Raw genomic sequence first — 22,805 nt, 5'->3', positions numbered from 1 at the left:
GTTCTTAAGGTGTTGGCTGGAATAAATTTTGCTGTTACATGTGATCGCCACGCTTGCCGTGGCGTCATTACTGGCTCAATTTAGCGGCATCGTCCCGGAAGACTCCAGACTTCATGTCATCGACCTCGTTCAAGCAGTCCATGCGGCGCCTGTGGGCGCTGGATAAATTCAGTTACAGCGTTCGGGTATTCATCGCCCTCACCGGCAGCATGGCGCTGTGCTGGTATCAGAACGAAATGACCCTGCTGATCCCGCTGTTCCTGGGGATTATCGCCAGCGCCCTGGCCGAGACCGATGACAGCTGGCAAGGCCGCCTGAATGCACTGGCCGTGACGCTGGTGTGTTTCAGCGTCGCCGCGCTGTCGGTTGAGCTGCTGTTCCCCTATCCCTGGATCTTCGCCATCGCCCTGGCCCTGGCCAGCTTCTGCCTGACCATGCTCGGCGCGTTGGGCGAACGTTATGGCGCGATTGCTTCAGCGACGTTGATTCTGTCGGTGTACACCATGATCGGCGTGGACCAGCGCGGTGGCGCCGTCACCGACTTCTGGCATGAGCCGTTGCTGCTGGTGGCCGGTGCCGCGTGGTATGGCGTGCTGTCGGTGCTGTGGCAGGTGCTGTTTTCCAACCAGCCGGTGCAGCAAAGCCTGGCGCGGTTGTTTCGCGAGCTGGGGCGTTACCTCAAGCTCAAATCATCGCTGTTCGAGCCGATTCGCCAACTGGATGTGGAAGCGCGCCGCCTGGAACTGGCCCAGCAAAACGGCCGGGTGGTGGCGGCGCTGAATGCCGCCAAAGAAATCATCCTGCACCGCGTAGGCAATGGCCGCCCAGGCTCGAAAGTCAGCCGTTACCTGAAACTGTACTTTCTGGCCCAGGATATCCACGAACGCGCCAGCTCGTCCCACTACCCTTACAACGCCCTGGCCGAAGCCTTCTTCCACAGCGACGTGCTGTTCCGCTGCCAGCGCCTGTTGCGCCAGCAAGGCAAGGCCTGCCAGGCCCTGGCCGAATCGATCCAGCTGCGCCAGCCGTTCATTTATGACGACAGCTTCGCTGAAGCCCTGGGCGACCTGAACGCCTCGCTGGAACACCTGCGCATCCAGAGCAACACGGCCTGGCGCGGCCTGCTGCGCTCGTTGCGGGCATTGGCCGCCAACCTGTCCACCCTCGACCGCCTGCTCGGCGATGCCAGCAACCCCGACTCCCTGGCCGACGCCACCGACAGCAGCCTGCTGGACCGTGCACCGCGCAACCTCAAGGAAATGTGGACGCGCCTGCGCACGCAACTGACGCCGACGTCACTGCTGTTCCGTCACGCCCTGCGCCTGCCGCTGGCGCTGAGTATCGGCTACTGGATGGTGCACCTCATCCACCCCTCCCAGGGCTACTGGATCATCCTCACCACCCTGTTTGTGTGCCAGCCCAACTACGGCGCCACGCGGCGCAAGCTAGGCCAGCGGATCATCGGCACCGCCATCGGCCTGACCGTGGCCTGGGCGCTGTTCGACCTGTTCCCAAGCCCGCTGGTGCAGTCGATGTTCGCCATCGCCGCAGGCCTGGTGTTCTTTATCAACCGCACCACCCGCTACACCCTGGCCACGGCGGCGATCACCCTGATGGTGCTGTTCTGCTTCAACCAGGTGGGCGACGGTTACGGGCTGTTCCTGCCACGCCTGTTCGATACCTTGCTGGGCAGTTTGATTGCCGGCCTGGCGGTGTTCCTGTTCCTGCCGGACTGGCAAGGCCGGCGCCTGAACAAGGTGCTGGCCAACACCCTGACCTGCAACAGCATTTACCTGCGCCAGATCATGCAGCAATACGCCGCCGGCAAGAGCGACGACCTGGCCTACCGGCTGGCGCGGCGCAATGCGCACAACGCCGATGCGGCGCTGTCGACCACGCTGGCGAATATGCTCATGGAACCTGGACATTTCCGTAAGGAAGCCGATGTGGGCTTCCGCTTTCTGGTGTTGTCCCACACCTTGCTCAGCTACCTTTCCGGGCTGGGTGCCCATCGAGAGACTCAATTACCGGCCGACGTGCGTGAACATCTGATCGACGGCGCCGGGAACAGCCTGGCGGCGAGCATCGACGAAATTGCCACGGGGCTGGCCAACAAGCAGCCGATCGCGATTCAGAGTGATGCCGAGGAAGCGTTGGCGGCGGACCTGGAGCAGATGCCCGATGAGATCGATGAGGGGCAGCGGTTGGTGCAGACGCAACTGGCGTTGATCTGCCGGCAGTTGGGGCCGTTGCGCACGTTGGCGGCGCATCTGATCAAAGATACCAGCGCGGCGTAGACCGCCGTCGCAGGCAAGCCAGCTCCCACATTTGACTGTGTTCACAAATCAAAATGTGGGAGCTGGCTTGCCTGCGATGGGGCCCGCCAGAACACTACATCCCATGCGCCTTCATCAACCGCGCATAACTGCCATCTGCCTTCATCCTGGCAATCTCCCGATCAAAGCTGGCCACAATCTGCTCATGCTCCGGGTTCTTCAGGCTCACCAGAATATGCAGGCTGTTCTCGCTCAGTGGCTTGGGTAAAAACTCCACCGCATTGCGCACCCGGGGCGACTCCCGCGCCAGGTAATAGCGGGCGACAAACTCATCTTCCAGGGTCAGCTTGACGCGGTTGGCCGCCAGCATGCGCACCGCCATGGCGAAGTTATGCACGGGCACTTTCTGCAGCTGCGCATCCTGCTCGAACGCCGCCGAGTAGGCGTAGCCGCGCACCACTGCGATGGGATCGTCGTGCAGTTGCTCCAGGTTCTGATAATCGATGGGGTCGTCGCGGCGCTTGATAAACCGCACGCGATTCATCAGGTATTCGCCGGAAAACTGGCCCAGCTTGGTGCGGGCATCGTCGTACCAGGCGTTGATCAACACGTCATAACGGCCATCGCCCACGCCCATTAACGCCCGCGCCCATGGCACTTGTTCGAAATCACTGGCATACCCTGCCCGGGCCAGCGCCGTACTGACAATGTCAGTGGCCAGGCCACCGTTAATCAAGGTCGAATCGGTAAACGGTGGCCATACATCCGCCACCAGGCGCAAGCGCTGCGCCACCGCGGGCTGGGCCAGCAGCAACACTCCAATCAAAGCAACGGCACGAGAAAATCGCGGCATGCTCAAGGTCCTTGGCGGGCAGGCAGGCAGTGGCCTGATAACAGTAGCTCATCAATGAGCCTGTATTGCAGATTACACAAAGACGCCAGCAGCGAACGAACTGAATGATGGCAAATTGACGCCATTCACAAAAATGCTCGCTTTAGACAGGGCGGCCGATGGCGCTTACTATCGGCAACAGACATTAATAAGGGAAAACGCCATGACGGTTGAATGGGTCTGCAAACATCACGAAGACCTCGGCAAAGAGCAGCTGTACGCCATTATGCGTCTGCGCAATGAGGTGTTCGTCGTCGAGCAAAAATGCGTGTATCAAGACCTCGACGGGCAGGATCTTTCGGGCGATACCCACCACTTGATGGCCTGGAAAGATGACGTGCTGGTGGCTTATCTGCGCCTGCTGGACCCGGAATCCCAGGGCGGTGACGTGGTGATTGGCCGGGTGATCGTGGCACCGGTGGCACGCGGTACCGGGCTGGGGCACCAGATGATGGAAGAAGCGCTCAAGCGCATTGAAGACATCTGGCCGCAGACGCCGATCTATCTGTCAGCCCAGGCGCATTTGCAGGGGTATTACGGGCGGTATGGGTTTGCGGTGGCGGGTGAGGAATACCTGGAGGATGACATTCCACACATTGGTATGCGGCGCCAGTAAGGACGCCATCGCAGGCAAGCCAGCTCCCACATTTGATTTGCGAACACTTCAAGTGTGGGAGCTGGCTTGCCTGCGATGAGGCCAGACCTGCTTGGCACCCTGCTCAGGGATAACCCAACACCTGCTTGATCGACACCAGGTTCGCCTCGATCCAGCGCCGATCAATCGCGCCCCAGCTGCGAATCCGATAACACCCGGCATGATTGCGCGCACCGTCCTCCTGCTCGAATTCACACACGATATCCAGATCAGCCAACGCCGCAATCGTGTCCTGCGCCGTGCGCCGTGGCATGCCGGTGGCGTCGGTCAGTGCCGGCACGCTGCTGGCCTGGCCGCTGTCGATCAGGTAGGCCACATACAGGCGGCGGTAGAAACTGCTTTTGGTCTTGCTCACATCCATGCTCGAACGCCTTGTGAAGTTAGGGCTTGCCCTGCAAGTCGCGATAGGTGAGGTACACCCGCAGGTCGAATTCCACCTGATGGTAGCCCGGCATCATGTACTCACAGAGTTTATAGAACGCCTTGTTGTGGTCCGATTCCTTGAAGTGCGCCAGCTCGTGTACCACGATCATGCGCAGAAACTCCGGCGCGGCCTCCTTGAACAAGGCAGCAATGCGGATCTCTTTCTTGGCTTTGAGGTTGCCGCCGTGCACCCGCGAAATCGTGGTGTGCAGGCCCAGGGCGCGGTGGGTAAGGTCCAGGCGGTTGTCGAACAGCACTTTGTCGATGGCCGGTGCGTTGCGCAGGTGTTCCTGCTTCAATGCCAGGGCATAGCTGTATAACGCCTTGTCGCTCTGCACGCCGTGGCGCTCGGGGTAGCGTTGCTCCAGGTAGGCGCCCAACTGGTCCTTGGCGATCAATTGGCGCACTTGCTCTTGAAGCGCTGCGGGGTAGGCCTGGAGGTATTTCAGCGCGGTCATGGGGCTCTGCAACAGGGTTCGAATGGCCGCCAGTGTAGCGAATTCACAGCAGACGAGGGTGGGACCAGGCAGCCACTTCCTCCGCCACCAACGGTTGGGCCGCCAACGGCCCCTGGATAAAGGCGCAGCCATTGGCCTTGAGCCACGTTGACTGCTCGAGGGTTTCCACACCCTCGGCGATCACCAACACCTCAAAATGAGCGCATAACTGGATGATACTGCGCGCCATCGCCGCGTCCCGTACCGAGCCCGGCAGGCGCGCCACCAGTTGCGGGTCGAGCTTGAGCGTGTCGAACGCCAGGTCCCGCAGGTGGGCCAGGGAGCATTGGCCCAGGCCGAAATCATCCAGGGCAATGCGCACGCCGATCTGGCGCAGTAACTTGAGCTGCTTATGGGTCTCTTCAAGGTTACTCATCAGGCTGTCTTCACTGATTTCCACCTCCAGCTGGCGCCCCTGCAACCCATGTCGCTCAAGGACCTGCTGCAGTTGGCTGGCGAGGTTGGGCATGTTGAACTGGCTGGCACTCAAACTCACGCTCAGCACCAGCGCTTCATCGAAGGTGGCTTGCCAGGCCTGGCGCTGGGCAGCGACTTGCTGGTAGATCCAGGCGCTCAACTGGCTGATCAGCCGCGCCTCTTCCAGCAGCGGCAAGAACAAGCCCGGCGGCACATCGCCGACGCTGGGGTGCTGCCAGCGCAACAGCGCCTCGACACCGCGCAAGCGCCCGTCTTCCAGCGAAACCTGTGGCTGGTAGACCAAAGTGAAATCCTTGTTGTGGATCGCGGTGCGCACACTGTCTTCCAGCATCAGCCGCGAACGGGCACGGCCGTTCATTTCCTGATCGTAATAGCGATATTGCTGACGCCCCGCGCGCTTGGCTTCGTACATGGCGATATCCGCCGCACGCAACAGACCACTCAGGTCGGAGCCGCAGTCCGGGAACGTGGCGATGCCGATGCTGACGCCGAGCATCACCTCCAAACCGTCCACTTGCTGGCACACAGACACCCTTTCGATCAGTTTTTCCGCAATCTTGGCGGCCTGCTCCGGGAACTCCAATTCCAGCAACGCGGTGAACTCATCCCCGCCCATGCGCCCAAGAATGTCGCAGGAGCGCAGACACGCCTGCATCTGCTCCGAGACCCAGCGCAGCACGCGGTCGCCCGCGTCGTGGCCCAACGAGTCATTGACCCGCTTGAAACCGTCCAGGTCCAGGTACAGCAACACCAGCGACTGCTCGTTACGCTCGCTGCGCAACAAGAGGTTCTCCACCGCCTGGTGAAAGCCACGCCGGTTCAACAGCCCCGTCAAAGGGTCGGTCACGGCCTGGAACTCCAACTGCTGATGCAGATGGCGTACCTCGGACATGTCCAGCACGGTCACCACCATGGCCTTCTGCTCGGCGGGCAGCGGTGCACAGGACAACGCCACCGGCACCTGCTGACCACGCCCGGTGCGCAAGATTGCGTCATGCTGGCGCCACGTTTCACCCCGCCGGTACGCCTCGTACATCGGGAAACTCAACCACGCGGGCACATGGGGCTTTTGCAGGAAGCTCAAAAAGCTCTCGCCCTGCAACTCGGCCATGGTGGCGTTCAGCAAGCGTGAAATGGCCGGGTTGGCGTACTCGATCACACTGCCCTCGCCCACCACCAGCAGGCCTTCGGCGGCGTTGTCGAGCACCGAGGCGTTAAAGGCACGCGCCAGCTCCAGGTCATGGCTCAGCCGCTGCAAGGCCCGGCGGTTGCGTTGGTGTTCCAGCAGGGCCTGGACCTTGGGCTTGAGGATATGCGGGTCAAAGGGCTTGAACAGATAGTCGATCGCACCGCTGGCGTAGCCTTCCTGCACGGCGTCGGACGATTGGGCGTGGGCCGTCAGAAAGATAATCGGCGTCATGCGCGTACGCTGGCTGCCGCGCATCAGGCGTGCGACTTCAAAGCCGTCCATGCCGGGCATGCGCACATCCAGCAACACTAGGTCGACCTCGTGGGCGAGCAGCAATTCCAGGGCTTCCAGCCCGGAGGCGGCCGTGATCACGTGCCAGTCTTCACGCTGCAAAAGCGCACGCATGCTGATGAGGTTCTCGGGGTAGTCATCGACTACCAGAAGAACCGAACTGCCATCGCCGGGGTGTGGTGCGCAATCCATGCTACGTCTCTTCCTTGAGGGGCTGCACCGGTCACTTCTGCTACAAAAACCGGACAAACACAGAGGGCTCACTCTAGCCCCGCTTTAAAAAAAGCAGAAGTGACGTGGGTGCCATCATTGCGCCAAAGCTCAGGAAGCCGACTAACGGTCAAGCCCTACAGCCCACGGCCTGTGGGAAACATGGCTTTTTGGCATTTAGCTGACGCCAATAATTTGCCAGCGCTTAATTAACAACTTGGTTACTACCGCTTATAAAGAACCTGCGCAGCCCTCGGGCTAAAGCCTTCATTCTCTGTAAAAGGCCAACACCATGATCGACCTTTCCACCTGGAACCTGAGCATCCCGGTCGGCTCCCCGCCCACGACCATCGACACCCCCAAGCTGCTGAGCGGCTTCAAAGACCAGTACTTCCAGGCCGAAGGCAGCAACGTGCAATTCTGGACACCCGTGACCGGCACCCGTACCGAAAACGCCATCTACCCACGCAGCGAGTTACGCGAAACCTACGCGGATGGGCGCCTGCGCAACTGGACTTACAACGAGGCCAACAACTTCCTGCGCGCCACCGTGGCCGTCAACCAGGTGCCCTCCAGCGGCAAAGTGGTCATCGGCCAGATCCACGCGTATGACAGCCAGAAACCACTGATCAAGCTGGAGTACCAATTCAAGGAAAAAACCCAGACCGGCAACATCGTCGCCAAGGTGCGCATGCGCCCGGATGATGGCGAGGGGCGTGTGGTCACCGTCGCCTCCAATGTGCCGCTCAACAAGAGTTTTACCTACGTGATCAACCTCAATAAAGCCGGGTTGCTCAATGTGCACGCCGCAGATGGCGAATGGAACGAACGCATCGGCGCCGCGTGGGGTGCCAAACCGCTGTACTTCAAGGCCGGCGTGTATGTGCAGGACAACAGCGGCGACAGCAAGGAAGGCGCACGGGTAACGTTTGCCAAGCTGGATATTGATCACGAATAAAGCGTGACAGAAGCCCCGTTAATCACGGGGCTTCTGAGTGAGGTTATTCAACGCACATCAGCATAAAGCCCATCGATGAATCACCGGCGGGTTTGTTATCGCCGACCTTGAGCGTCAATACGTTAATGTAATTGACCGCCGGCACACTGCCCAACTTGGCATGGCCATAGAAGATATGTTCGTTGGAGCTCACATCGGTGACCGAAACCGTGCAGAAACGGGGAGGTTCTTTAAATACGCCCGGTATGAACCTGACCTTATAGGTTGAAAAATAGTCAGGCTGCGCGGTCAACTTAACCTCTTTCAGCCACTTAGGCGACTGTGCAGTAACTTGCCCCTTTTCGTTAACAGATGCGGTGAATATTCGGCCCTCGGCGTGGGCAAAAGATCCTGCTGCGAGCAACGCGATGATAGCGCCAGCGACTTTTATCAAGTTCATTATCAATTCTCCATCATTGAATACATTTAAAGATCAACCTTAAATGATCAGAGACGGATAAAAGCGCACTTTTAATGGCGTACAAATAAAACAGAAAAACTATAAAGGCACCGGGAATTTTACTGACTGGTTTCAGGAGACTTCCGATTGCAAAGCACTTTTGAGTCGATGATATTCGTAGGCAAACTCCGACAGATACAAAGACTATTCTCGGATTAATCCAACCACTTAAACTCACCACCGAACCCTGTGGGAGCCGGGCTTGCCCGCGATGGCGGTGTATCAGGCACCATTAGCAGAGCCTGACACACCGCCATCGCGGGCAAGCCCGGCTCCCACATTGGTTATGCTTCGGCTGCAGGTGACGTGCTCGTCCTACACGACCGTTGCGGGCAGACAGATCGCCGCTTATAGTTCGCCGGTCGCTGAGAACAGCGATAGGGTTTCGCAGCCCTAACGATACGTGTGTAACCGAGCATCATGAATGCAACGTGGAGCGCTTCTGCGCCCGACGTTTACTTTATGGTGGCTGTGTGTGGGAGACCTTCGGGTCTGCCGGGTTCCTCGTATCCTCGGTCTGCGAACCCGCACACAGCTACCACCCATTCGTTTCGCAGCGATCGGCGGTAGTCCTTCTAGATACGAGGAATATTTGCCATGACCGACCCATTACCACCCCGCCGCTTCTACCCCTGCACCGAGTCCGCCACTGACTCACCCGTGCTCTTGATCGACAGCGCCGCCCCACTGCCCGACCTCCACGCCTGCCTGCGCGAACGCCTCAACGCCGCCCTCGAACACCTCAACCTGATGGCCTGCTCCAGCCTGCCGGACTTCGCCGAGAGCGACCTGAATAACGTGGCCAATACCGCACGTATTCTGGTGCAGGACGTGAGCGACGTGTTCCGCGTCATCGAGCACCGAGGCCTCGACACCGCCGCCTGATCAAATCCCAGCCACAAAAAAGCCCGCATCGCTGCGGGCTTCTTTGCAGGTACTTATGGCGCCCGTTTTTCCACTGGTTTTCGTCTCATACCCGATACCACCGAATCATGAAGCGCCATTGCGCGGCCGGCGTCCCACTCCTTCTGCATCGTTGAAAACAGCTCAACGTCGATGTGTACTTTATGCGCGCTTAGCGCCTCAGACATGGCATCGCTAATTCGCTCAATAATCGCGCCTGGGTTTGCAACACCACAGTGCTTGCGACCGAACTCGATCAGTTGCTGGCGATCCGGGTAGGCCTTTACCTTGTTCATCTTGATCGCCAAGGTACGGTCGACCAGTGACTGACCAGACTTGGGGTTGTAATTTTCATACACGGTAGTCGTTGTGACATCGAACACAGGGGCTAACTGCACGGTTTCCAGCGCACCGGGATGGGTATAGAGCACACCGAAATTTTTCAGATGAGCATCGCCATTGCGCACCATGACCGACAAGCACACAGATGAATAAAAACGTTCGAGTTCACGCAGCACATCACCCTGTCGGCAAACCTCATTTATCACCGCGGCTAGCGTTTCGTAACTTTGGGAATACTTGTAGTTGTCATGAGGATCTTTGTTCAGTCCCAACAGCACTGCCATATCCTCGAACCCCAACCTGCCAGACGCCGTCAGATCAAAACGCTCCATGACAAAGAGATCACCACGTTCCGACAGCCAGAAACGCGGAGTTTGCATGCCGGCAAGGCGAGCAGCTTCCAAACAGAGGAATTCGTTCTGGGCCAAGTGTGCATATTCATCAGCGCCGGACTTCACGATCAAGTCAGAACTGAGCATGGTTTTGCGACTGCCTGTCAGCTTATCCAGATCAGGTACCAGCACCTTCGGCTGCACCCCGGAAATACCTGACTCAAAGTAGGTCTCGACCAGGAAGTCGAATACGCCTTGTGAGGCATCCGCAGAAAGGATTTCTTGCAACCCCACTTGCGCTTTCACCGGTGCAGACGCTTCAACGGGGTTCTCGTAACTCAATCGACCGATCTGATTGCCACCAATGATCGACAGCAAACGCATTTCGTCCACCTGCATATGCTTGGCCATGCGACGTTTAATCTGATCAGCCAGGAAACCCTCCGGCACATTCATATCAAAAATCGGATGCAGGACGTTGCTGACCGCAGGCGTCGGGTCATAGGGCATGACCAATGACACTTCAGACGAAGCCTGCGCCGAGGCATAGGCGAACGAAAACTGTGAGCCTTTGGACAGCTCGCCTGCCATGCCTTGGGGCGTGGTTATGTTGAGCCGCTTGACCTTACTCATCGCGCTCTACCAGTTCGGCAAGGGATTTGAGGTCGATGCGCCGATCAACCACCTCCAGTGCCATTCCCAATGCGGTAATCACCCTGAATACGGTATACATAGCCACATTCTCCCCCGCTTCAAGATCAATGATTGTCTTGCGACTGCATCGAGCTTTTTCCGCGAGCTGTTGCTGACTGTATTGCTTCGCCCGCCGCAGCTGTCTCAGCCGTTCGCCAAATGAGGGAGGATTGGTGATAAGCAAAATGTCACCCATATAGGACTTTTAAAGTATCAATCATGATTATGTCCACTATAACGGACATTTCAACTACCTTCCGTCTGTAACGCGCGGCCACAAAAAAGCCCGCATCGCTGCGGGCTTCTTTTTAAACGCTTAAGGCTTAGTTCACCTTGGCGTTCAACTCACCTTTCAGGTAACGCTGGTACATGGCTTCCAACGAGATCGGTTTGATCTTCGAAGCATTACCGGCAGTCCCAAAGGCTTCGTAACGAGCGATACATACATCACGCATGGCCGTCACGGTGGCGCCGAAGAATTTACGTGGGTCAAATTCGCTCGGGTTGGTGGCCATCAGGCGACGCATTGCGCCGGTGGACGCCAGGCGCAGGTCGGTGTCGATGTTGACCTTGCGCACGCCGTACTTGATGCCTTCGACGATTTCTTCAACCGGCACGCCGTAGGTTTCTTTGATGTCGCCGCCGTACTGGTTGATGATCGCCAGCCACTCTTGCGGTACCGAGGAAGAGCCGTGCATCACTAGGTGGGTGTTAGGGATGCGCTTGTGGATTTCCTTGATGCGGTCGATGGCCAGCACGTCGCCGGTAGGTGGCTTGGTGAACTTGTAGGCGCCGTGGCTGGTGCCGATGGCGATGGCCAGGGCGTCCACTTGGGTCTTTTTCACGAAGTCAGCGGCTTCTTCCGGGTCGGTCAGCATCTGGCTGTGATCCAGCACGCCTTCGGCGCCGATGCCGTCTTCTTCGCCGGCCATACCGGTTTCCAGCGAACCCAGGCAGCCCAGCTCGCCTTCAACCGACACACCACAGGCGTGTGCCATGGCCACGGTCTGTTGGGTCACGCGTACGTTGTACTCGTAGTCGGTCGGGGTCTTGCCGTCTTCGCCCAGGGAGCCGTCCATCATTACCGAGCTGAAGCCCAGTTGGATAGAGCGCTGGCACACGTCAGGGCTGGTGCCGTGGTCCTGGTGCATGCACACCGGGATGTGCGGGAATTCTTCGATCGCAGCGAGGATCAGGTGACGCAGGAACGGGGCGCCGGCGTATTTGCGCGCACCGGCCGAAGCCTGGACGATCACGGGGGAGTCGGTCTTGTCAGCGGCTTCCATGATGGCGCGCATCTGCTCAAGGTTGTTGACGTTAAAGGCTGGGACGCCGTAGCCGAACTCGGCTGCGTGGTCCAGCATTTGACGCATGCTGATAAGTGCCATTGTGTTGTCTCTCCCGGTCGAGGGTCGTTAATCGTGCAAGCCTGCCGTAGCGGCGGCTGCTATTCAAGTTATTGCAGATCAAGGGGTTAAGCTTGAGCTGCTGAATCGTTATTGCAGTGTCCGGTTTACACATTAGTGCCTTTGGAACCGGATCAATGTGGGAGCTGGCTTGCCTGCGATGGGGGCAAATCAGACAACATTTGTTTTGCTGACCCACCGCAATCGCAGGCAAGCCAGCTCCCACATTTTGATCTCATTTATTTTGAGATCGTGTTCTGCATTACTGGGCCTTACAGCCACGCCCAATCAAATCATCGGTGGCGACCCAGTAAACCAGGCCTTCCTCACCTTTTGTGTGAAACGCCAGTTGGCCGTCGCTGTACAGCACGCCCGAGGCGGCAACCTCTTGCTTGAGGCGATAAACCTGGTCGGCACCGCCGAGGCGTACATCCACTTCGGAACGGGCCGGGTTGGCAAAGCGCCAGTTGACCTCGGCCTTGCTGTCGCAGGTCCAGGTGGTCCATTTGTCTGCCGGCTCAGCCGCCTTGTTGAACATGTTCATGCTGCTGCAACCGGCCAACAAGGCCAGGGCTGCCAGGGCGAAAACGCCTTTCATTGCCACTCCTCGAACGACGGCCCCAAAGGCCGCCACTGCTGTCGGTTAGTTGATCAGACCCGTCATGGGCAACCCTGTTCCTGACCGTTGGGCGCGGCGTCGTATTGTTCCAGCCGTTCATTGCCGATGCGCTTGTTGATCACCGGCATGGTTTCGGCTTGCCAGTCGGCCTGGTAGCAGCTTTTTTTCGGCGCAGCCCCAGGCGCTTGCGCCTCGGGCGCAGCGCTTGGCGTGCTGCCGCAGCCGGCCAACAGGCCCGCTGCGATCACCAGTGCCAACGACTTGATCATGGGAATGCTCCTTTTCCGGATCACGAGCCTTAACCTTTGGCTCGGGTTTCCAGCACTTCAACGGCCGGCAACACTTTGCCTTCGACGAATTCGAGGAATGCGCCGCCACCGGTAGAAATGTAGGAGATCTGGTCAGCAACGCCATATTTATCGATGGCGGCCAGGGTGTCACCGCCACCGGCGATGGAGAATGCCGAGCTTTCGGCAATCGCCTTGGCCAGCACTTTGGTGCCGTTGCCGAACTGGTCGAACTCGAACACGCCAACCGGGCCGTTCCACAAAATGGTCTGGGAAGCTTTCAGCAGTTGCGCAAAGTTAGCCGCCGTTTGTGGGCCGATATCCAGAATCATGTCGTCCGCCGCCACGTCAGCGATGAGCTTGACGGTGGCTTCGGCGCTTTCCGCGAATTCCTTGGCAACCACCACGTCCACCGGCAGCGGCACGCTGACTTTGGCGGCGATGGCGCGGGCAGTATCGAGCAGGTCTGGCTCATACAGCGACTTGCCCACCGGGTGCCCGGCTGCGGCCAGGAAGGTGTTGGCAATGCCGCCGCCGACAATCAGCTGATTGCAGATGGTGCTGAGGCTGTTGAGCACGTCCAGCTTGGTCGACACTTTGGAGCCGGCCACGATGGCAGCCATCGGTTGTGCCGGAGCACCCAGCGCCTTGCCCAATGCATCCAGCTCAGCAGCCAGCAATGGGCCAGCCGCTGCCACTTTAGCGAACTTGGCCACGCCGTGGGTCGAACCCTCGGCGCGGTGCGCGGTGCCGAAAGCGTCCATCACGAACACGTCGCACAGGGCCGCGTATTGCTGGGCCAGCTCGTCGCTGTTCTTTTTCTCGCCTTTGTTAAAGCGCACGTTCTCGAACAGCACGATGTCGCCAGGCTTGACGTCGACGCCGCCCAGGTAGTCGGCTACCAGCGGCACGTCGCGGCCCAGGGCCTTGCTCAGGTAGTCGGCCACAGGCTTGAGGCTGTTTTCAGCGGAGAACTCACCTTCGGTCGGGCGACCCAGGTGGGAGCAGACCATCACGGCCGCGCCTTTTTCCAGGGCCAGCTTGATGGTCGGCAGCGAGGCCAGGATTCGCGCATCGCTGGTGACAACACCGTCCTTGACTGGGACGTTGAGGTCTTCGCGAATCAGTACGCGCTTACCTTGCAGATCGAGGTCGGTCATCTTCAACACGGTCATGGGTCGCAGTTCCTGAATTACTGTTGAGGTTGTTTAGTGGCGATGTGCAGATAGTGCCCTGCAACATCCAACATGCGGTTGGCAAAGCCCCATTCGTTGTCGAACCAGGCCAGGATGTTCACCAGCCTGGGGCCGGAAACACGGGTCTGGCTGGCATCGACAATCGCCGAATGCGGGTCATGGTTGAAATCACAACTGGCGTGCGGCAACTCGGTGTAGGCCAACAAGCCCTTGAGCGGGCCGCTGGTGGCGGCGTCGCGCAGGATCCGGTTGACCTCCGTCGCGTCAGTGTCGCTGACGGTTTGCATGGTGATGTCCAGGCAAGACACGTTCACCGTCGGCACCCGTACGGCTTTGGCCTGGATTCGCCCGGCAAGTTCCGGCAACAGTCGCTCGATGCCACGGGCCAGGCCGGTAGACACCGGAATCACTGACTGGAATGCCGAGCGCGTGCGGCGCAGGTCTTCATGATGATAGGCGTCGATCACCGGCTGGTCGTTCATTGCCGAGTGAATGGTGGTGATCGACACGTAATCCAGGCCGATCGCCTGGTCCAGCAGGCGCAACAACGGCACGCTGCAGTTGGTGGTGCAGGACGCGTTGGACACCAGCAGCTCATCGCCGGTCAGGCAATCCTGGTTGATGCCGTAGACGATGGTGGCGTCGACATCCGCCTCGCTGGCCATCGGCTGGGAAAACAGCACACGCGGTGCGCCGGCGTCGAGAAAACGCTGACCGTCGGCACGGGTGTGATAGACACCGGAGCATTCCAGCACCAGGTCAACGCCCAGTGCTTTCCAGTCGATGCCTTCGGGGGTGGCACTGCGCAAGACCTTCACGCAGGTGCCATTAATATGCAGACAATCGCCCTCAACCCGCACTTCGCCGGGGAATCGGCCGTGAGTGGAGTCAAAGCGTGTCAGGTATTCGATGCTGGCCATGTCGGCCAAATCGTTGATCGCCACAATTTCAAACCCGGCCGCCGCCCCTCGCTCGAACAGAGCACGCAAGACGCAACGACCAATGCGGCCGTAGCCGTTGAGTGCAACTTTGTAGGGACGCGGTTGAGGCATGGGGTTCTCGATTACCTTGGGTAATGGGGTGGCTGTTAGACCGCTTTCGCGAGCAAGCCCGCTCCCACACATGAATGGGTTCACAATTACAACTGTGTGAACCCGGTCAAGTGTGGGAGCGGGCTTGCTCGCGAAGAGGCCGGCACAGCCACCTCAATCTACAGCCTTAGTCTTCCAGCAGCTCTTCAGCCTGACCCAGGATGTTTTCCAGGGTGAAACCGAACTCTTCGAACAAGGCTGGCGCCGGCGCGGACTCACCGTAGGTGGTCATGCCGATCACGCGGCCTTCCAGGCCCACGTACTTGTACCAGTAGTCGGCGTGAGCCGCTTCGATGGCGATACGTGCGCTGACCTGCAACGGCAGCACCGATTGCTTGTAGTCCGCGTCCTGGGCTTCGAACAGGCTGATGCACGGCATGGACACCACGCGAACGTTGCGGCCCTGCTCGGTCAGCTTGTCGTAGGCTTGAACCGTCAGGCCGACTTCGGAACCGGTGGAGATCAGGATCAGTTCCGGCTCGCCGATGCAGTCTTTGAGCACATAACCGCCACGGCTGATGTTGGCGATCTGCGCGTCGGTACGCACTTGGTGCTGCAGGTTCTGACGCGAGAAGATCAGCGCCGAAGGGCCGTCCTTGCGCTCGATCGCGTGCTTCCAGGCCACCGCGGATTCCACCGCGTCGGCTGGGCGCCAGCAATCCAGGTTCGGGGTGGTACGCAGGCTGGTCAGTTGCTCGACCGGCTGGTGCGTCGGGCCGTCTTCGCCCAGGCCGATGGAGTCGTGGGTGTACACATGGATCACGCGCTTCTTCATCAGCGCGGCCATACGTACCGCGTTACGCGCGTATTCCATGAACATCAGGAAGGTCGCGCCGTAAGGCACCAGGCCGCCGTGCAGGGACACGCCGTTCATGATGGCGCTCATGCCGAACTCGCGCACGCCGTAGTACATGTAGTTGCCGCTGGCGTCTTCGGCCGACACACCTTTGCAACCTTTCCACAGGGTCAGGTTGGAACCGGCCAGGTCAGCCGAACCGCCGAGGATCTCGGGCAGCAATGGGCCAAAGGCGTTCAGGGTGTTCTGGCTGGCTTTACGGCTGGCGATGGTTTCGCCCTTGGCCGCAACTTCGGCGATGTAGGCCGAGGCTTTTTCCGAGAAGTCGGCAGGCAGGTCACCGGCCAGGCGGCGCACCAGCTCGTTGGCCAATTCCGGGAATTCGGCGGAGTAGGCCGCAAAACGCTGGTCCCACTCGGCTTCGGCGGCCAGGCCTTTTTCCTTGGCGCTCCACTCGGCGTAGATGTCAGCCGGGATTTCGAACGGGCCGTGGTTCCACTTCAGCGCTTCGCGAGCCAAGGCGATTTCCGCGTCACCCAGTGGGGCGCCGTGGCAGTCTTCTTTACCTTGCTTGTTCGGCGAGCCGAAACCGATGATGGTCTTGCAGCAGATCAGGGTCGGCTGCTCGCTCTTGCGGGCGGTGTCGATGGCGGTCTTGATCTCTTCCGGATCGTGGCCGTCAACGTTGCGGATCACTTGCCAGTTGTAGGCTTCGAAACGCTTTGGCGTGTCGTCGGTGAACCAGCCTTCGACTTCGCCGTCGATGGAGATGCCGTTGTCATCGTAGAAGGCAATCAGCTTGCCCAGGCCCAGGGTGCCGGCCAGGGAAGCGACTTCGTGGGAAATGCCTTCCATCATGCAGCCATCACCCAGGAACACATAGGTGTGGTGGTCGACGATGTCGTGGCCAGGGCGGTTGAACTGCGCGCCCAATACTTTTTCAGCCAGGGCAAAACCCACGGCGTTGGCCAGGCCCTGACCCAGTGGGCCGGTGGTGGTTTCGACGCCCGGGGTGTAACCGAATTCCGGGTGGCCCGGCGTGCGGCTGTGCAGCTGGCGGAAGCTCTTGAGGTCATCGATGGTGACGTCGTAGCCGGTCAGGTGCAGCAGCGAATAGATCAGCATCGAACCGTGGCCGTTGGACAGCACGAAGCGGTCACGGTCGGCGAACGACGGGTTGCTCGGGTTGTGTTTCAGGTAGTCACGCCAAAGTACCTCGGCGATATCCGCCATGCCCATCGGGGCACCGGGATGGCCGCTGTTGGCTTTTTGCACGGCATCCATGCTGAGGGCACGAATGGCGTTGGCACGCTCACGACGGCTGGGCATCGCTGATCTCCTGGGGTTTGAGTAGAAGAAACGGAAAAAAGGACCGGCATTTTCCCTCAGCCACCGCCTGCGGGCAATGACAGATAGTCACTTGAAGTGTTTTTCCTGCGGTTTACCCGGCATTGGCTTGCAGAAACGGCCCACCACTTCGTCTAAAGGTTATAGCGGTGGCTTATAACTACCGATTATCGACCAATATCAAAACTTTTTGATATTGGCCTTGCGGGGATTTCCACCCGTCACTAGACTGCTGGCCTTATGAACCTACCCGTGCCTTCCCTGCGCCCCGACGACAGCGATGAGCTGGCTGCCTTATGCAAGGCCGCCGGTGATCCGTTGCGCCTGAACGTGTTGCGTGCACTGGCCAACGACTCTTTTGGCGTGCTGGAACTGGCGCAGATCTTTGCCATCGGCCAGTCCGGCATGAGCCACCACCTCAAGGTGCTGGCCCAGGCCGAGCTGGTCGCCACGCGCCGCGAAGGCAATGCGATTTTTTATCGTCGCGCCCTGCCCCACACCGAGTTGCTCGGCGGCAAGTTGCACGCCGCCCTGCTCGACGAGGTAGACAGTTTGGGCCTGCCCAGCGACGTGCAGTCGCGCATCAGCCAGGTCCACGGGCAACGCGCCGCCGCCAGCCAGGACTTTTTCTCACGGGTAGCCGAGAAGTTTCGCGCCCAACAGGACTTGATCGCCGGTTTGCCCCAATACCGCGAAAGCGTACTGGCGCTGTTGGACAAGCTGAGCTTCAGTGATGAGGCGACGGCGTTGGAAGTTGGCCCCGGCGACGGTGGCTTCCTGCCGGAACTGGCACGTCGCTTCAAGCAGGTGACCGCGCTGGACAACAGCCCGGCGATGCTTGAACTGGCGCGCCAGCTGTGCGAGCGCGAAGCGCTGGGCAACGTCAGCCTGCAGTTGGCCGACGCGTTGAATGACACCAGCCTGCTGGCCGATTGCGTGGTGCTGAACATGGTCTTGCACCACTTTGCCGCCCCCGCCGAAGCCCTCAAGCAGATGGCGAATTTGCTGCAACCGGGCGGCAGCCTGCTGGTCACAGATTTATGCAGCCACAACCAGAATTGGGCCAAGGAGGCCTGCGGTGATCTCTGGTTGGGTTTTGAACAGGACGATCTGGCCCGTTGGGCCACCGCTGCGGGACTCGTTCCCGGGGAAAGCCTCTATGTAGGTTTACGTAATGGTTTCCAGATCCAGGTCCGCCACTTTCAGCGACCGACTGGCGACACTCACCATCGGTAAATATCAGGAAAACATCGAGATGAGCGAATACTCCCTTTTCACCTCCGAGTCCGTGTCTGAAGGGCATCCGGACAAAATCGCCGACCAGATTTCTGACGCGGTGCTGGACGCCATCATTGCTGAAGACAAGTTCGCCCGTGTGGCGTGCGAGACTCTGGTGAAAACGGGCGTGGCGATCATCGCCGGTGAAGTCACCACCACGGCCTGGGTCGACCTGGAGCAGATCGTTCGTGACGTGATCACCGACATTGGCTACAACAGCTCCGACGTCGGCTTCGACGGCGCGACCTGCGGCGTGATGAACATCATCGGCAAGCAGTCCCCCGACATCAACCAGGGTGTGGACCGCGCCAAGCCTGAAGATCAGGGCGCCGGCGACCAGGGCCTGATGTTCGGCTACGCCAGCAACGAAACCGACGTGCTGATGCCAGCACCGATCACCTTCTCGCACCAGCTGGTGCAGCGCCAGGCCGAAGCACGTAAATCCGGCGTGCTGCCGTGGCTGCGCCCAGACGCCAAGTCCCAGGTCACCTGCCGTTACGAAGGCGGCAAAGTGGTGGGTATCGACGCCGTTGTACTGTCGACCCAGCATAACCCGGACGTGTCCTACGCCGACCTGCGTGAAGGCGTGATGGAGCTGATCGTCAAGCACGTGCTGCCTGCCGAACTGCTGACCAAAGACACCCAGTTCCACATCAACCCGACCGGCCAGTTCATCATCGGTGGCCCGGTGGGCGACTGCGGCCTGACCGGTCGCAAGATCATCGTCGACAGCTACGGCGGCATGGCCCGTCACGGCGGTGGCGCGTTCTCGGGTAAAGACCCCTCCAAGGTTGACCGTTCGGCGGCCTACGCCGGTCGTTACGTGGCCAAGAACATCGTCGCGGCCGGCCTGGCTGAGCGTTGCGAGATTCAGGTTTCCTACGCTATCGGTGTGGCCCAGCCTACGTCGATCTCGCTGAACACCTTCGGCACCGGCAAGATCAGCGATGACAAGATCGTCAAGCTGGTGCGTGAGATCTTCGACCTGCGCCCGTACGCCATCACCACCATGCTCGACCTGCTGCACCCGATGTACCAGGACACCGCAGCCTACGGCCACTTCGGTCGTACCCCTGCACAGAAGACTGTCGGCGACGACACCTTCACTACCTTCACCTGGGAAAAAACCGACCGCGCCAACGACTTGCGCACAGCCGCCGGCCTGTAAGCACGCGTTGCACCAAAAGCCCCGCCGGGTTCGCCCGGCGGGGCTTTTTATGGCCTGCGCAATGACCTTTGCAGGTTGACCTGCCGAACATCCAGCCCCTTAAAGCGGCACAGGCGCAGCTCAACAAAGGCTGTAACAAACTCGCGGAGCCCGAGGTCAGGGTCGATGCCAAGCAGCAAACACAGGAAGCCACGATGGAAAATCACCAAGCTGTGAAAGCATTGGGCGGCCTGTTCAGGTAACTGGAAACACCCGGTAAAAAGCCCCGCCCTGCCGGGGCTTTTTTGTGCCCGCCGGGATCACTTAGGCTGGGCGTCCCTTCCGAGCAAGGATGCTCATGATGCCTTTACTGATAGCCCTTGTACTCAGCGCCCTGTCATTTCTGGCCTGGGCCGAAGACTGCCCCGAAGAGGCGCGCTCACAGGTCGGCACCCTGGCTGAACAGATCAAGCTCTGGGATGACAGTTACCACCGGCTCGGTCAGTCTCCGGTCAGCGACGAGCTGTATGACCAGGCCCGCCAGCGCCTGGAGCGCTGGCAAGCCTGTTTTGCGCAAACACGGTCGACGGCTGACAACCCGCTGGCAGGTGCACGCGGCACACGGCCGCATCCCGTCGCCCATACCGGCCTGGAAAAGCTGGTGAATGAAGAAGCGGTCGGTGAGTGGCTCAAGACACGCCAGGACGTCTGGGTGCAGCCCAAGGTCGACGGCGTTGCGGTGACGCTGGTGTATCGCAAAGGCCGCCTGAGCCGACTCATCAGCCGTGGCGACGGCCTGCTCGGTCAGGATTGGACTGCCGCTGCGCGCAAGATCCAGGGCATTGTCCAGCAACTGCCCGAGCCCATCGACCTGGTGCTGCAAGGCGAACTCTATTGGCGCCTTGACGATCATGTGCAGTCCGAACACGGCGGGCTCAGTGCCCGCAGCAAAGTGGCCGGGCTGATGAATCGCCGACAGTTAAGTGAGGCCGAGGCTTCCAGGGTCGGGCTATTCGTCTGGGCCTGGCCCGAAGGCCCGGCAGACTTCAGCACGCGGCTGGCCACCCTCGCGCGCTGGGGCTTCACCGACAGCCGTCGCTACAGCCACCCCGTGCAAAACCTCACTGAGGCCGCGCATTGGCGCAGCTACTGGTACAACCATCCGCTGCCCTTTGCCAGCGATGGCGTGGTGTTGCACCAGGCCCTGCACGCGCCCGCCAAGCGCTGGCAGGCCAGCGCGCCGTATTGGGCGGTCGCATGGAAGTACCCGGTAACCAGGGCTTTGGCGCTGGTGCGCAAGGTGCAGTTCAAGATCGGCCGCACGGGGCGTATCACGCCCATTCTGGAACTGGAGTCGGTGCGGCTGGACGACCGGCAAATCCGCCGTGTCAGCGTCGGCTCCTTGAAGCACTGGCACGCGCTGGACATCCGCCCCGGCGATCAAGTCTCCATCAGCCTTGCCGGCCAAGTGATTCCGCGGTTGGAGCAGGTGATCCTGCGCAACGAGACCAGGGTGGCGGTGCATGTGCCCGATGCGCGCGACTTCCACGCCTTGAGTTGCTGGCAACTGGACCCCGGTTGCGAGGAGCAATTGCTCGCGCGCCTGACCTGGCTGAGCAGCAATCAGGGCCTGGCCCTGCCCTATATGGGCCGGGAAACCTGGAACGCTTTGATCCAGGCGGGTCTAATCGCAGGCATTCTCGATTGGTTAACCCTGGATGCGGCAGAGCTTGCTAACATTGACGGCTTCGGTGATCGCCGCCGTGCCCGGGTGCTCGACAGCCTGCAAAGCGCGCGGCAACGGCCCTTTGCACAATGGCTAAAAGCCCTGGGCGTACCGCCTTCGGCGCGCAACGATCTGGAGGGCGGCTGGCAGGCCCTGGCCGCCAAAGACACGCAAGCCTGGCTGGCCACCGACGGCATTGGCCCGGGCCGCGCGGCGCAACTGAGCGCTTTTTTTCGCGACCCACACGTACAAGCGTTAGCTGAAACATTACGCGTGGCAGGGATTGACGGGTTTTAAGCCCAGCCCAGCCACTTTTAACCCGGCAGAATTCACCCTGCCATCCAATTGCGACCTTGGAGCCCCACATGAAATTTCTAGCCCCACTTGCCTTGTTGACCACCGTAACCTTGGCGAGCATGCCGCTGCTGGCCGCCGAAGAAGTGCCGGAACTCACCGGCTGCGCCGCCAAGCGCCAGGACATCAGCGCACAAATCGAACAAGCCAAGGCCCATGGCAACAGCGAGCAACAGGCCGGCCTGGAAAAAGCCCTGAGCGAAGTCACCGCCCACTGCACCGATGCGTCCCTGCGCAAGGAACGCGAGAACAAGGTGCTCGACGCCAAGCATGAGGTCAGCCGCCGTCAGGCCGACCTCGACAAGGCGATGAAAAAAGGCGATGCCGAGAAAATCAACAAACGCAAAGACAAGCTGGCTCAGTCACGCAAAGAACTGCAAGAGGCCGTCGAAGAACTCGACAAGTAAAACCGGTCAGTGGTCGCGAAACTGTTTATGGCAAGCCGTGCAGGCATCTTCGACTTTTTGCACCGCAGGCCCCAGGTTGCTGGCCTTGTAGGGCTGCACCTGGCTTGCGATCACCAATTCACCGGTGGCCGCTTCAAGGTTTCGGGCCAGCTCCTGGAAGCGTGCCTGCTGTTGCCACACCGTGTCCTTGGCGCTGGTGTGATCTTCCTCACGCACGCTCGGGAAATGCTTCCACGGTTCGTGGGACAGCGCATCGAGCTTGACCGCGCCTTCGGCGAACTTCGCGCCGTCGAACGGGATACGCCCGCGCAGCATGCCGCCCAGGTCTTCGCCGGTCTTGAGCATCTGCTTGAAGATGGCCTTGCGTTGGCCCAGCGGCGAATTCGGGTCGACACCGCCGCAGGCGGACAAGGTCAGGCAGGCCAGCAATACCACGGTCAGTTTTTTAAAAGTCATGATGGCTTCAGGGTCACGGGAAACGGCGGCCAGTATCCTCGCCCCGCCCGCAAAGACCAATAGCCCTATTAATAATAAGGGTTGCCCAACTGCGCTG

The 22,805-nt window shown here is 60.0% G+C and carries 23 protein-coding genes; 9 read left to right on the top strand and 14 right to left on the bottom strand.

Features of this window, described 5'->3' with window-relative positions; genetic code table 11:
• Window positions 1-113 precede the first annotated feature (113 nt).
• Window positions 114-2,297, top strand: coding sequence for a YccS family putative transporter (gene yccS / locus ASE80_RS03965; protein ID WP_056857754.1), 2,184 nt, complete (start codon window positions 114-116; stop codon window positions 2,295-2,297).
• 94 nt (window positions 2,298-2,391) lie between these two features.
• Here the strand turns inward: yccS and ASE80_RS03960 are convergent, their stop codons facing one another.
• Window positions 2,392-3,129: a substrate-binding periplasmic protein gene (locus ASE80_RS03960; RefSeq protein WP_056857753.1), complete on the bottom strand. Its 738-nt coding sequence runs from the start codon at window positions 3,127-3,129 to the stop codon at window positions 2,392-2,394.
• A 202-nt stretch (window positions 3,130-3,331) separates the two neighbouring features.
• On the opposite strand from ASE80_RS03960, the gene ASE80_RS03955 reads away from it, so the two are divergent.
• Entirely contained in the window at window positions 3,332-3,784 is a 453-nt protein-coding gene (locus ASE80_RS03955; protein WP_056857752.1) for a GNAT family N-acetyltransferase, read from the top strand.
• A 103-nt stretch (window positions 3,785-3,887) separates the two neighbouring features.
• Here the strand turns inward: ASE80_RS03955 and ASE80_RS03950 are convergent, their stop codons facing one another.
• The 3 genes from ASE80_RS03950 to ASE80_RS03940 are packed head-to-tail and all read right to left on the bottom strand — an operon-like array spanning window position 3,888 to window position 6,853.
• Window positions 3,888-4,184: a winged helix-turn-helix domain-containing protein gene (locus ASE80_RS03950; protein ID WP_056857751.1), complete on the bottom strand. Its 297-nt coding sequence runs from the start codon at window positions 4,182-4,184 to the stop codon at window positions 3,888-3,890.
• A 19-nt stretch (window positions 4,185-4,203) separates the two neighbouring features.
• Entirely contained in the window at window positions 4,204-4,704 is a 501-nt protein-coding gene (locus ASE80_RS03945; RefSeq protein ID WP_056857750.1) for a M48 metallopeptidase family protein, read from the bottom strand.
• Between the two features lie 43 nt (window positions 4,705-4,747).
• A complete protein-coding gene (locus ASE80_RS03940; protein ID WP_056857749.1) occupies window positions 4,748-6,853 on the bottom strand; it encodes a putative bifunctional diguanylate cyclase/phosphodiesterase in 2,106 nt (701 codons plus the stop codon).
• Window positions 6,854-7,163: 310 nt separating this feature from the next.
• Between ASE80_RS03940 and ASE80_RS03935 the strand changes: the two genes are divergently transcribed.
• The gene (locus ASE80_RS03935; RefSeq protein WP_056857748.1) at window positions 7,164-7,829 is read left to right on the top strand and encodes a polysaccharide lyase family 7 protein; all 666 of its coding nucleotides are present in this window, start codon (window positions 7,164-7,166) and stop codon (window positions 7,827-7,829) included.
• A gap of 43 nt (window positions 7,830-7,872) precedes the next feature.
• On the opposite strand, the gene ASE80_RS03930 is transcribed toward ASE80_RS03935, so the two are convergent.
• Window positions 7,873-8,268, bottom strand: coding sequence for a hypothetical protein (locus ASE80_RS03930; RefSeq protein WP_056857747.1), 396 nt, complete (start codon window positions 8,266-8,268; stop codon window positions 7,873-7,875).
• 657 nt (window positions 8,269-8,925) lie between these two features.
• Between ASE80_RS03930 and ASE80_RS03925 the strand changes: the two genes are divergently transcribed.
• Window positions 8,926-9,213 carry a hypothetical protein gene (locus ASE80_RS03925; protein ID WP_056857746.1) on the top strand — a complete coding sequence of 96 codons (288 nt, stop codon included), beginning with the start codon at window positions 8,926-8,928 and terminating at the stop codon, window positions 9,211-9,213.
• Window positions 9,214-9,266: 53 nt separating this feature from the next.
• Here the strand turns inward: ASE80_RS03925 and ASE80_RS03920 are convergent, their stop codons facing one another.
• From ASE80_RS03920 to tkt, 8 genes are all read right to left on the bottom strand, one after another.
• Window positions 9,267-10,538: a type II toxin-antitoxin system HipA family toxin gene (locus tag ASE80_RS03920; protein WP_056857745.1), complete on the bottom strand. Its 1,272-nt coding sequence runs from the start codon at window positions 10,536-10,538 to the stop codon at window positions 9,267-9,269.
• Window positions 10,531-10,794 (bottom strand): helix-turn-helix transcriptional regulator, encoded by a 264-nt coding sequence (locus tag ASE80_RS03915; RefSeq protein WP_236708801.1) that lies wholly within the window; start codon window positions 10,792-10,794, stop codon window positions 10,531-10,533. The genes ASE80_RS03920 and ASE80_RS03915 overlap by 8 nt, the downstream gene beginning before the upstream one ends.
• A 127-nt stretch (window positions 10,795-10,921) precedes the next feature.
• Window positions 10,922-11,986 (bottom strand): class II fructose-bisphosphate aldolase, encoded by a 1,065-nt coding sequence (fba, locus tag ASE80_RS03910; protein WP_003177554.1) that lies wholly within the window; start codon window positions 11,984-11,986, stop codon window positions 10,922-10,924.
• Between the two features lie 280 nt (window positions 11,987-12,266).
• Complete coding sequence (locus ASE80_RS03905; protein WP_056857744.1) at window positions 12,267-12,602, bottom strand: MliC family protein; 336 nt, start codon at window positions 12,600-12,602, stop codon at window positions 12,267-12,269.
• Window positions 12,603-12,664: 62 nt separating this feature from the next.
• Entirely contained in the window at window positions 12,665-12,892 is a 228-nt protein-coding gene (locus ASE80_RS03900; RefSeq protein ID WP_056857743.1) for a hypothetical protein, read from the bottom strand.
• 29 nt (window positions 12,893-12,921) lie between these two features.
• Window positions 12,922-14,085 (bottom strand): phosphoglycerate kinase, encoded by a 1,164-nt coding sequence (locus ASE80_RS03895; RefSeq protein WP_056857742.1) that lies wholly within the window; start codon window positions 14,083-14,085, stop codon window positions 12,922-12,924.
• 17 nt (window positions 14,086-14,102) lie between these two features.
• Complete coding sequence (epd, locus tag ASE80_RS03890; RefSeq protein ID WP_056857741.1) at window positions 14,103-15,158, bottom strand: erythrose-4-phosphate dehydrogenase; 1,056 nt, start codon at window positions 15,156-15,158, stop codon at window positions 14,103-14,105.
• A gap of 166 nt (window positions 15,159-15,324) precedes the next feature.
• Window positions 15,325-17,322, bottom strand: coding sequence for a transketolase (gene tkt / locus ASE80_RS03885; RefSeq protein ID WP_056857740.1), 1,998 nt, complete (start codon window positions 17,320-17,322; stop codon window positions 15,325-15,327).
• 258 nt (window positions 17,323-17,580) lie between these two features.
• Here tkt and ASE80_RS03880 point away from each other — a divergent pair, with 258 nt between their 5' ends.
• The 5 genes from ASE80_RS03880 to ASE80_RS03865 all read left to right on the top strand — a co-directional run bounded on the left by ASE80_RS03880 (window position 17,581) and on the right by ASE80_RS03865 (window position 22,252).
• A complete protein-coding gene (locus tag ASE80_RS03880; protein ID WP_056857739.1) occupies window positions 17,581-18,576 on the top strand; it encodes an ArsR/SmtB family transcription factor in 996 nt (331 codons plus the stop codon).
• A gap of 19 nt (window positions 18,577-18,595) precedes the next feature.
• Window positions 18,596-19,786, top strand: coding sequence for a methionine adenosyltransferase (metK, locus tag ASE80_RS03875; RefSeq protein WP_056857738.1), 1,191 nt, complete (start codon window positions 18,596-18,598; stop codon window positions 19,784-19,786).
• A 68-nt stretch (window positions 19,787-19,854) separates the two neighbouring features.
• Window positions 19,855-20,028, top strand: a complete 174-nt coding sequence (locus ASE80_RS30600) for a hypothetical protein (RefSeq protein ID WP_156376407.1) — start codon at window positions 19,855-19,857, stop codon at window positions 20,026-20,028.
• 95 nt (window positions 20,029-20,123) lie between these two features.
• Window positions 20,124-21,788 carry an NAD-dependent DNA ligase LigB gene (gene ligB, locus ASE80_RS03870; RefSeq protein ID WP_056857737.1) on the top strand — a complete coding sequence of 555 codons (1,665 nt, stop codon included), beginning with the start codon at window positions 20,124-20,126 and terminating at the stop codon, window positions 21,786-21,788.
• Window positions 21,789-21,856: 68 nt separating this feature from the next.
• Window positions 21,857-22,252 carry a DUF1090 domain-containing protein gene (locus tag ASE80_RS03865; protein ID WP_056857736.1) on the top strand — a complete coding sequence of 132 codons (396 nt, stop codon included), beginning with the start codon at window positions 21,857-21,859 and terminating at the stop codon, window positions 22,250-22,252.
• A 6-nt stretch (window positions 22,253-22,258) separates the two neighbouring features.
• Here the strand turns inward: ASE80_RS03865 and ASE80_RS03860 are convergent, their stop codons facing one another.
• Window positions 22,259-22,708: a c-type cytochrome gene (locus ASE80_RS03860; RefSeq protein ID WP_056857735.1), complete on the bottom strand. Its 450-nt coding sequence runs from the start codon at window positions 22,706-22,708 to the stop codon at window positions 22,259-22,261.
• Between the last annotated feature and the right edge of the window lie 97 nt (window positions 22,709-22,805).

Origin of the sequence: Pseudomonas sp. Leaf15 (genome assembly GCF_001421425.1) — a bacterium.
In the GTDB taxonomy this organism is placed as follows: domain Bacteria; phylum Pseudomonadota; class Gammaproteobacteria; order Pseudomonadales; family Pseudomonadaceae; genus Aquipseudomonas; species Aquipseudomonas salomonii.
Note: the sequence above shows the minus strand (reverse complement) of the source record. Positions and strands in the feature narration are given on the sequence as shown.